Raw genomic sequence first — 9,769 nt, 5'->3', positions numbered from 1 at the left:
CGGATGGAGGATTCGAGAGTCGGGGCTTGCAGCAGCGGCTCGCCCTCGCAGCCTTGGCCAAAGCTGACTACCGCCCGCTCCGCCTTCTCCAGATGCGGCACCGCGATTTCCAGCAGCTCGGTGGTTGCAGGAACAAAGTGGATGCGCTCTTGGGTTGAGGGACAGCAGCCGCTGGGCTGCTGGGAGATGCAGCCGATGCAGCCTGCGTTGCAGCAGGGCGAGGTCGGCAAAGGGGCTTCCCAGCGGCCTAAAAAATAATTGCGGGCCGCCGGGCAGGCATAAGTCAGACAGCATTTGCCCAGATGCTGTATCAGGCGGTTGTGCGGATATTTCTTCAGCTTGGCCGCTGTCTTCTTGTCAATCTGCTTCTGATTGAAGCCCTTGGGGTCTTGTCGGATGTCGCTGTCGCTGCGGAAGGCGGCAACGACAAATTGACCGTCCTTCCAGCCGACAGCGGTGTAGGCGAAAAGCGGCAGCAGCGGAGCGTTGGCCTGCGTCTGATAGGCGGCGGAATAGATGGCTGTGTGCGCCGGGGCCATGAAAGCGGCCACAGCAGAAATCTCCGGGCTGCCGTCATACGGATTTTCATCCAGCAGGGCAGCTTCGCCGCTCTCCGGCTCGATGCCCACTGGCAGTCTGCCCGGCAGGACAAACAGCTCGCTGCCCTCCGGCAGAGGAATCAGCTCATCCGGCAAAGGCTGACGAAACTGACCCGCGCTGCTCCCGGCCATTTCCAAGCCGTCATAGTCAAGAATCTCGCCCTTGCTGTTGGCGAAGACCAGCGAGGGCCGCTTCATCAGGCTCATCAGTCGTCCGCGCCGGAGCGGAGCTTGGACAGCACCGAGTCCACCGCTGCGTAAATGGCCGCGTCATCGCCAAACACATCCTGCACCTTGGGATGACTGACCAGATCGTTGATAATGTAGGCGGTTACATAGAGGCTGAGGATGTTCGGATCTGGCACAAGGGTGCGGATATCGGCCACCTTGAGGCGGATTTCAAACTCCTCCATCTCCGCTGGAGCGCGCAGCTGCCGCTCCATGCCCTCCTGAATGGCCTGCAGGTCGTTGGTCTCGATGATATGCTCATCCAGAAGCCGCTGCACGACCTTGACCGCCAGCTCCTGCGCGTTGTCTTTGGCCTTGCTGAGAATGTGGCGGCGCTCACGCTCACGCTTGCGATCAATAGCATCTATCGCCTTGTTCGTGGAGCCGCTGGGGTTGTGATGGCGGGCCATGCTGCTTTTCTCCTTTTTTTTCTATGCCTGTTAAACCTGCGGCTCTGTCCAGTCGCAGGAGTCGCTTTTGTAGAGTTTGGCAAAACCGAGGACTCGGGCTGCGGTTTCCTGATCAAGCTGCATCTCATATTTGCGGACATACTCTGCCGCCATCCGATGGGTGTTGAAGATCGGCACATTGAGGCGCAGGTTGTTCGCCGCCAGCTGGAGGTACTCGTCCGGGCGGCTGTAGAACAGCTCCAGCACGCTGGGCAGCAGCTCGTAGAAAGAGCGCGAGTCCTCCTCATACAGCAGGGTGGAAGGATCCTCGCTCAGGCTGTCCGCCTTGATCGGCCCTTCATAGCCGAATTTCCAGCCAGTCTTGCCCTCGTGGTAGCCCTCGACCCACCAGCCGTCCATCACACTGAGATTAGGCACTCCATTCATCGCCGCCTTCATGCCGCTGGTTCCAGATGCCTCCAAGGGCCGCTTAGGACTGTTCAGCCAAGTGTGCACCCCGGCGACCATCATGCGGGCAAGTGCCATGTCGTAGCCAGGGAGGAAGACCAAGCGGGCAAGGCCTTTGCTCCGTTGATACAGTTCTTCCTGATTGTCGAGAATCAGCTTCAGCACTGACTTGCCCGGCTCGTCCTGCGGATGCGCCTTGCCGGCGAAAAGGAAATTCACCCGCCAGCCGCTCTTGACCAGAATTTCCGCCAACGCTTCAAGGTTATCGAAAATCAGGTCTGCCCGCTTGTAGGTGGAGAAGCGGCGGGCGAAGCCGACGGTGAACACGCCCGGACTGAGCAGGCTCTCCTCACCCTGCTTGAGGTGCGAAAGGTAGTTGGGGGGGTCAATCCAAGTCTCCTCCATCCGGTTGCGATGTTCGGCCAGCATCCGATTGACGTAGGTGACAAGGATGCGGTTGTCCTCCTCCCAAGCTTGATTCAGGCCGCGCAGGAAGACAGGATCATCATCAATCTGCGACTCGCCGAAGAGGCCGGGATCGTCGCGCCATCCGATCAGCTCGTCGGTGCTGTCAAAGACCCGCGCCCGCGCCGCGCTGATCCAAGTCAGATGATGCACGCCGTTGGTCACGGCCCGGATTTTGTCGGCAGATTCTTGGAACTGCTTTCTTGTCACATCCCGGTGCAGGCGGCTGACGCTGTTCACAGCCCGGTTGACCCGCATGGCGAAGGCGGTGAAGTTGTACTCGTGCGGCGACTCTGGATCGTTGGCGAGCAGGTCAAGAATGCGGCAGCCGGTGGCGTGGCTGATGCCGGTGTAGAGCGATCGGGCGAAGCGGTCATGCCCAGCCTTGACTGGCGTGTGAATGGTATAGACAATATGTTTGGCCGATTCCTGCGCGGCGGCGAGAATATCCTTGTCGGTCATTTTCTCGCGCCAGCCGCTGCCCAGCATCCGCTCAATCTGCCGGAGAATCAGATGCAGCGTCACCGTCACCCCGTGCTGCTCGTTAAGATGGATGGTGTGTGGATGCAGACCGAGCCGCTCGATCAGCGGCAGGATGCCGGAGCCGAGCATCCGCCGTTGGTTGGCCTTCATGATGTCGGACTTGGCACTGTAGAGCCTCAACCCGGCCTCACGTACCCAAGGCGGCGAGGAGGGGATGGAGTAGTCAAGGAGGAATTCCGGCACAAAATAGTCCAACTCCTCGCCGATCTCCAGCTTCATCCAGACATGGGCCTTGGCCTCGGTCGGATGATCGTATTCGTTGAAAAAAGGCACGGTCAGCTCCAGCGGCTGACCGGAATGGTCCGGATCTTGCAGCTGAAAGAGAGTCGGCGTACTCTCTGGACTCCATTGCATGGCTTGGTCAATCTGCCCGACGCGGGAATCAACGAGCTGGGCGAAATACCCCTCCCGGTAGAGCAGGGAAACGGCGAAAACAGGAATATGCAGGTCAGCGAAGCTCTTGAGAGTGTCGCCGGCCAGCACGCCGAGGCCGCCGCTGTAGTTGGGAATTTTGCGCGGGCCGCGCAGGTATTTGTCAATCAGGCGCGAGCAGATCGGGTTGTCGCTTTTTCTGCCGTCTTGGGCGCGGAGAAAATCCTGCACAGGATGAAACATGTCCGGATCCGCGCCGATTTCCATTGAGACATAGGCCACGGACTTGTCCTCCGGCCTGCTCAGAGCCTGCCAGACGCGATCAAAAACCTGCTGCGGCACGCCAAAGAAGGTGCCGAACCGGTTCGTGCAGATAAGCTCCTCTGCGCTGGCGACGTTGACTGTTTTTTGCGGTATCACGGGGTTCTCATGTGTGCGGAAATGATGCGCTCTCTGCCGGGCATTGTTTTCAGGACAAAAACCGGCTCCTCCAACCTGTTAAGAGTAGATGGGCCGCTCCGGTTTTGCAAGGGGAAATCCTTTTTTGCAGAGAAAAATGTTGAATTCCTCCCCTGTTCTGGTACGATAGGGAGAATTGCACCGATAAAATACTTACCCAAGCATGGAGATGAAGATGCGTTTGAGCAAGGTGTTGTGTTTCTGTGTTATCATGGCATTTGCCGCACCGCTGTCCCTGACGGGCTGCGGCAAGAAAAAAGCAGGCGACGCGGCCAGCGTGGCTGAAGCGGGCGCAGGCGGCGAGGGTTTGGGAAGCCAAGAGCCTCTGGAGACCCCTGCGGGGGGAGTGGACGGTCAGCAGGGCAATATTTCCGAAGGCCGCACCTCCGGGCCTCTGCTGCCGGTGTATTTTGACTACGACTCTTCCAAGGTTGAGGGCGATCAAGTCAGCCGGATTGAGCACAACGGCGATTTTCTCAAACAGAATGCCGGGAAAAAAGTGCGGATTGAAGGCAACTGCGACGAGCGCGGCAGCCGCGAGTACAACCTCGCGCTGGGCGAGCGGCGCGCCAACGCGGCCAAGAAATACCTGAGCAATCTTGGCGTGGAGACTGGCCGGATTTCGACGGTGAGCTGGGGCGAGGAGAAGCCGCTGGTCTTTGGTCAGGACGAGCAGTCTTGGGCGCAGAACCGGCGGGCTGATTTCGTTTTTGCTGAATAAGACTAAGACATGATCTGCAAAGGTAAGCTCTCCGGTGAGGATGCTGGAGAGCCTGCCTGACACGCTTGCCGCATCCCGTGCAGTCTTTACCCTTCCTCCCTTTTTTCGACACGCTTTTCATTCTTCAAAGGAGATGACCATGAACAGAATTGCCGCGCTGTGCGCCGCGCTGTGCCTGCTGTTGACCGCTTCCGTCGCTGCGGCGGAGATGAAGCTTGCCGTCCTCAACATTCAGGACGTGCTGACCAAATCCTCGGCAGGCTTGGCCGCCAAGGACAAAATTGAGAAGCGGATGAAAGAGCTGAAATCATCCTTGGAGGGAGACAAGCAGCAGCTTGTGTCGTTCCAAGATGAGATGAAAAAGAAGGCCTCAGTCTGGAGCGAGGACAAAAAACAGGAGCAGGTGCTGGAATTCCAGAAGAAGCGGCGGGAGCTGGAGGCCAAGCAGGACAATGCCAATATGGAGATGAAGAATCTTCAGGACCGCCATTTGGCTCCGATCATGAAGGAGCTTGAGGGCATTGTCCGCGAAGTCGCTGCCAGCAAGGGCTATTCGCTGGTGCTGCCCAGCAACGCGGTGCTTTATTTTGACAACTCTATTGACATCACCGCCGAAGTGACAAAGAGCCTCAACGCCAAGCTGAAATAACTTTTCTGCTGGCGGATGAATCCTTATCAGTTTCTGCGCTACACGCCTGGCAGCAACTGCGGCGAGTGCGGTTGGCCGACTTGCCTTGCCTTTGCGGCGGCTGTGACCAAGGCTGGAGTTCCTGCTGTCCGCTGTCCGCACCTCAAACGAGAAGGACTGCCGCAGGAGCTGCTCAACGGCAGCGCAGCGGCGGACGCGGACAGTCTGGAGCGCGGCGAGGAGGAGCGGCAGACCGTCTTGGCCGCGCATCTTCGCGGAAAGATGCAGGGGCTGGACTTGCGGCAGCTTGCGCCCCGCATCGGCGCAGCGTGGTTGGCTGACACACCTGACCTCCTTTGCTTCGCTTTCCTGAACCGTCTGGTGCGGCTGAGCGCAGCAGGCATTCTTCTTGACGGTACTGAGCCTGCCGATCCCAGAGATCAGATTCTTCTCTATAATTATATCTGGTTTGGCGGCGCGGGCAGCTACAGGAAATCTGACGGCACGTGGGTAGGCATGGAAAGCCTGCCTAACTCAATTTCTAAAATCCGCACCTTGGCTGCGTACTGCGAAGAGCGGCTGGCAGAGCGTTTCAGCGGCAGGGTTGAACGGCTGATCGAACTCTGCGCAGCCCTTGGCGCAACGCCCGCTGATCAGAGCGCGGACGCAGCCTTTGTCATCCCTGCTCTGCCCTGTGTTCCTCTCCTGCTGCTGTTTTGGAATGCGGAGCCTGAAGACGGCTTCGCAGCCAAGGTGAAGGTACTCTTCGATCATCATGTGCTGGATTTCCTGGATCTCGAATCTCTTGTTTTCACCGCCGAGCGCATGGCGGACCGCCTGCTGGAGCTTGACCGCTGATGCTGCGTGATGCAATTGACCGTTTTGCCGAGGCCAATATTCTCGTCATCGGCGATGTTATTCTTGACCAGTTCATCTGGGGCACAGTCACACGGATATCCCCGGAAGCTCCGGTGCCTGTGGTCAATGTGACCAAAGAGGAGCTGCTTCTTGGCGGCAGCGCCAACGTGGTGCGGAACATCGTCTCGCTCGGCGGCCGCTGCGCTTTATGCGGCATCATTGGTGATGATGTGATGGGCAACGAGCTGCTCTCCCTGATGCAGGCCGCAGGCGCGCCAACCGACGGCCTGATCAAAGGCAGCCGTCCGACCACGATCAAAACACGGGTGGTGGCGCAGCGGCAGCAGGTGGTGCGCTATGACCGCGAGCAGAGCGGCCCGCCGTCCGCGCTGACTTTGCAGCGGCTGCTGGCCTATTTGGAAAAGAATCTTGCTGGCTTTGATGCGGTGCTTGTTTCGGATTACGCCAAAGGCGTGATCAGCGGCCCGCTGATGTGCCGTCTGCACGAGCTGCTGGCCCAGCTGCGGAGCGAAAAACATCCGCTGCCGCTGATCGTTGATCCTAAACCAGTCAATGCGGCCCTGTTCTCTGGGGCAACAGTCATCACCCCGAACAACTTTGAAGCGGCCAAGATCAGCGGCGTTGAGATCACTGATGAAGCCTCGCTGCTTGCTGCGGCCCGCGCTGTTAAAAAAGACCTGGCCTGCACGGCAGTGCTGATCACTCGAGGTGAGGCAGGCATGGCGCTTCTGGAAGGAGAAAACGACATGGTGCTGATTCCAACTATGGCTAAAGAAGTGTATGATGTGACCGGCGCAGGGGACACAGTCGCGGCGGCCCTCTCCCTGGGTTTGGCTGCTGGCTGCTCGATGACCGAGGCGGCTGTCATCGCCAATCATGCCGCAGGAATAGTGGTGGGCAAAGTCGGCACCGCCTCTGCCAGCCGGGATGAACTGCTGACAGCCTTGGCGGCGGAGGGCTTGTGATGCGGCCCCGCAGCATGACCGGCTTTGGCCGTGGCGAGGCAGGAGAGCAGAGCTGGACAGCGGAAATCCGCACCGTCAACCACCGTTTTCTGGATCAGCGCGTGGTCTTGCCCGCCGCCTTCAGCGGGCTGGAAGAGCGGGTGAAGAAGATCGTGGCCGGACAAATGGACCGGGGCCGGGTGGAGCTTTGCCTCTCCTTCCGTGGCCCTGCCGCAGCCGCGCCGCTTTTGTCGGTGGACGTGGAGCTAGCCCGGCAGTATCACCGCTGCCTGCTGCAGCTGAAAGAGGAGCTTGGGCTGGACTGCCAGTTCAGCCTGAACGACCTGCTGGCTCAGCGCGGCATCATTGTCCAGCAGGAGCAGAGCCTGGACGTGGAGCAGGAATGGCCGCTGATCGAGCGCGCTGTCCTTGCCGCCTTGGCCGACTGCGAACACATGCGCGAGCAGGAAGGGCAGAGCCTCAAGGAGGAGCTGAACACCCGTCTTGATGCGTTTGCAGCCACAGTCAGGGAGGTGGCCAGTGCCATTCCTCAGATTGTTGAGCAGCGGCATCAGGAGCTGCAAGACAGGATCAGACGGCTGCTGGCAGGCGTGGACATTGACCCGGCCCGCTTGGCCCAAGAGGCTGCCATCATGGCGGACAAGGCCGATGTCACCGAGGAGATTGTCCGTCTGACCAGCCACATCAGCCAGTTCCGCAGCTTTCTTGACAGCGGCGAGCCGTGCGGCAGACGGCTGGATTTCCTCCTGCAAGAGTTCCTGCGCGAGGTCAACACGCTGGCCTCGAAGATATCCAACGCCGCTGTTGCCCGGCTGGGCGTGGAGATGAAAAACGAGATCGAGAAGCTGCGCGAGCAGGTGCAGAATCTCGAATAAACGGCAGCGGCTCAGCCCTGTGAACGCGCGTGAGGCGGGCAGATGCAGGCCCTGCCTGCGGCGTTGAGCCGTTGCTCATCACGCCGCTGCCCGGAATCATCCTGCTCTGCATGTCAGAAAAAACATCGGCCGATGTTTTTAAAAATCACGCCCGATGTTTTAGAAAACCACGGCCGACAACGGATCTTTTCACGGCCGATGTTCAGACCAAACATCGCCCGTAACCGGAACTTTTCACGGCCGTGGTTTTAGGAAATCACGCTCGATAAAAAATTTTTTCACGCCCGTGGTTTTTAAAAATCACGACCGATGTTTTTCCAAAACTGCGACCGTTAAATTTTTCGGGAGTGAACGATGACTGTCCGGGCTGCGCACTGGGACGCGATTTTTTCCAGCAAGCAAGATGCGGAGCTTGGCTGGCATGAGAAGGATGTCTCCCAGACCTTGAAATTCCTCGATCTGCTGCCGCAGACAGCGGCGGCAGTGTTCCTGCCGGGCGCAGGCACCTCGCTGCTTGTGGACGCGCTCTCAGCCAGAGGCTATGCGCTCATCCTCAACGACATCAGCGCAGTTGCCTTGCAGAAGCTGCGCGAACGCAGAGGAGAACATGAGCAGATCACGCTGCTGCATCATGACATTGCTCAGCCGCTGTCGGCTGCGCTCGCCGGGGCGGCTGATCTTTGGATAGACCGGGCGGTGCTGCATTTCCTGCTGCAAGAAGAGGAGATTCAGGGCTATTTTGCCAATCTGCGTTCGGTGCTGCGGCCTGGCGGCCATGTCTTGCTGGCGGAGTTTTCAACCGCCGGGGCGGCGAAATGCGCCGGCCTTGAGCTGCATCGTTATTCCATTGCAGAAATGTCCCTGCGTCTGGGCAATGATTTCACCCTGATCGCCGCTGAAGAGCATACTTACATCAATCCTTCCGGCCAGCCCCGCCCGTATGTTTATGGGCTGTTCGCACGTCATTCATAATGGACAACCGGCTCATCAACATCGGCTTTGGCAACGCTGTGAAAATCAGCCGCATCTTGGCGGTGGTCAATCCAGGCTCGTCGCCTATCCGCAAACTCAAGGAAGAAGCCAAGCAGGAGCAGCGCCTGATTGATGTGACTGAAGGCCGCCGCACGCGCGGCATCATTATCTTGGACAGCGGCCATCTTGTCCTGACATCGGTCCAGCCTGAGACCATCAGCCAGCGTTTGGCCGCCCTTGAGAAAGAGCAGGCCAGCCCGTCCCGCCTGCTGCACTTGGAGGAGAACAGCCATGAATGAAGGCCTGTTGTTTGTTCTGTCCGCGCCGTCCGGCTGCGGCAAAACCACACTGCTGCGGCAGGTGATGGAGAGGCTGTCCGGCCTTTCCTTCTCGGTCTCGCACACCACCCGCCAGCCAAGGACCGGCGAGGTCAACGGCCGTGATTATCACTTTGTCAGCCTGGAGGAGTTCAAAGCTGTCCGTGACTGTCAGCCTTCAGGCTTTCTCGAGTGGGCGGAAGTGCACGGCAACTGCTACGGCACATCAAGGCAGGAGGTGGACAGCCGTCTGGCCGCAGGGATGGATGTGATCCTCGACATTGATGTGCAGGGCGCAGAGCAGGTGCGCCGCAACGCTCAGCCAGTGACAATTTTTATCGCTCCGCCCTCATTGACGGAGCTGGAACGGCGGCTGCGCGGTCGCGGCACCGAGAGTGAAGAGAGCCTGCGCCGCCGTCTCGCCAATGCGGCCAAGGAAATGGAGTCCGCTCCCGCCTACACATATTTGATCATCAACGACCGGCTGGAGCAGGCTGCGCTTGAGCTGAGTTCCATCATTATTGCCGAACGCTGCCGGAAACGGCGCACAGCCTGAACAGCGGCGGCAGCACAGCCAGCCTCTTCAGCATATGTCTTCCCGCACGGCCATCATCGCCCTGACCAAAGGCGGCAGCCTGCTTGCTGAACGGCTGGCTGCCCTGCTGCCCGGCAGCGAGCAGCTGCGCAGCAGGGGCAAGGTGCAGGAGACGCTCGCCCGCGTCTGGCAGGATTATGACAGCCTGATCTGCATCATGGCCGCAGGAATCGTGGTGCGCTGCATCGCCCCGCTGCTCCGTGACAAAACTGCCGATCCGGCAGTGGTGGTCTGCGACGAGCAGGGGCAGTTCGCCATTTCGCTGCTCTCAGGTCATCTTGGCGGCGGCAATGA

The 9,769-nt window shown here is 59.3% G+C and carries 10 protein-coding genes and 2 pseudogenes; 9 read left to right on the top strand and 3 right to left on the bottom strand.

Annotation, left to right across the window (positions count from 1 at the left end; translation table 11 throughout):
• The 3 genes and pseudogenes from ACNKID_RS01965 to glgP all read right to left on the bottom strand — a co-directional run.
• Positions 1 to 806: pseudogene (locus tag ACNKID_RS01965) on the bottom strand (radical SAM protein); the annotation flags it as partial.
• The gene (locus ACNKID_RS01960) at positions 806 to 1,237 is read right to left on the bottom strand and encodes a hypothetical protein (protein WP_417911750.1); all 432 of its coding nucleotides are present in this window, start codon (positions 1,235 to 1,237) and stop codon (positions 806 to 808) included. The pseudogene ACNKID_RS01965 and the gene ACNKID_RS01960, both read right to left, overlap by 1 nt.
• A gap of 30 nt (positions 1,238 to 1,267) precedes the next feature.
• On the bottom strand, positions 1,268 to 3,484 hold the full coding sequence (gene glgP / locus ACNKID_RS01955) for an alpha-glucan family phosphorylase (protein ID WP_417911749.1): 2,217 nt from the start codon (positions 3,482 to 3,484) through the stop codon (positions 1,268 to 1,270).
• A gap of 214 nt (positions 3,485 to 3,698) precedes the next feature.
• On the opposite strand from glgP, the gene pal reads away from it, so the two are divergent.
• From pal to ACNKID_RS01910, 9 genes and pseudogenes are all read left to right on the top strand, one after another.
• Positions 3,699 to 4,244 carry a peptidoglycan-associated lipoprotein Pal gene (gene pal, locus ACNKID_RS01950; RefSeq protein WP_417911748.1) on the top strand — a complete coding sequence of 182 codons (546 nt, stop codon included), beginning with the start codon at positions 3,699 to 3,701 and terminating at the stop codon, positions 4,242 to 4,244.
• Positions 4,245 to 4,383: 139 nt separating this feature from the next.
• The gene (locus ACNKID_RS01945) at positions 4,384 to 4,893 is read left to right on the top strand and encodes an OmpH family outer membrane protein (RefSeq protein WP_417911747.1); all 510 of its coding nucleotides are present in this window, start codon (positions 4,384 to 4,386) and stop codon (positions 4,891 to 4,893) included.
• A 15-nt stretch (positions 4,894 to 4,908) separates the two neighbouring features.
• Positions 4,909 to 5,730: a DUF3786 domain-containing protein gene (locus ACNKID_RS01940; RefSeq protein WP_417911746.1), complete on the top strand. Its 822-nt coding sequence runs from the start codon at positions 4,909 to 4,911 to the stop codon at positions 5,728 to 5,730.
• Entirely contained in the window at positions 5,730 to 6,716 is a 987-nt protein-coding gene (gene rfaE1 / locus ACNKID_RS01935) for a D-glycero-beta-D-manno-heptose-7-phosphate kinase (protein ID WP_417911745.1), read from the top strand. The genes ACNKID_RS01940 and rfaE1 overlap by 1 nt, the downstream gene beginning before the upstream one ends.
• A complete protein-coding gene (locus ACNKID_RS01930; RefSeq protein ID WP_417911744.1) occupies positions 6,716 to 7,591 on the top strand; it encodes a YicC/YloC family endoribonuclease in 876 nt (291 codons plus the stop codon). Before rfaE1 ends, ACNKID_RS01930 begins: the two co-directional genes overlap by 1 nt.
• 354 nt (positions 7,592 to 7,945) lie before the next feature.
• On the top strand, positions 7,946 to 8,563 hold the full coding sequence (locus ACNKID_RS01925) for a class I SAM-dependent methyltransferase (protein WP_417911743.1): 618 nt from the start codon (positions 7,946 to 7,948) through the stop codon (positions 8,561 to 8,563).
• Positions 8,563 to 8,862 carry a DUF370 domain-containing protein gene (locus ACNKID_RS01920; protein ID WP_417911742.1) on the top strand — a complete coding sequence of 100 codons (300 nt, stop codon included), beginning with the start codon at positions 8,563 to 8,565 and terminating at the stop codon, positions 8,860 to 8,862. Before ACNKID_RS01925 ends, ACNKID_RS01920 begins: the two co-directional genes overlap by 1 nt.
• Positions 8,855 to 9,436, top strand: coding sequence for a guanylate kinase (gmk, locus tag ACNKID_RS01915; protein ID WP_417911741.1), 582 nt, complete (start codon positions 8,855 to 8,857; stop codon positions 9,434 to 9,436). The genes ACNKID_RS01920 and gmk overlap by 8 nt, the downstream gene beginning before the upstream one ends.
• Positions 9,437 to 9,470: 34 nt before the next feature.
• A pseudogene (locus ACNKID_RS01910) lies at positions 9,471 to 9,769 on the top strand (cobalamin biosynthesis protein CbiG); the annotation flags it as partial.

Origin of the sequence: Candidatus Electronema sp. TJ (assembly GCF_048287355.1) — a bacterium.
In the GTDB taxonomy this organism is placed as follows: Bacteria; Desulfobacterota; Desulfobulbia; order Desulfobulbales; family Desulfobulbaceae; genus Electronema.
This window is presented reverse-complemented; position numbering and strand designations above follow the sequence as displayed.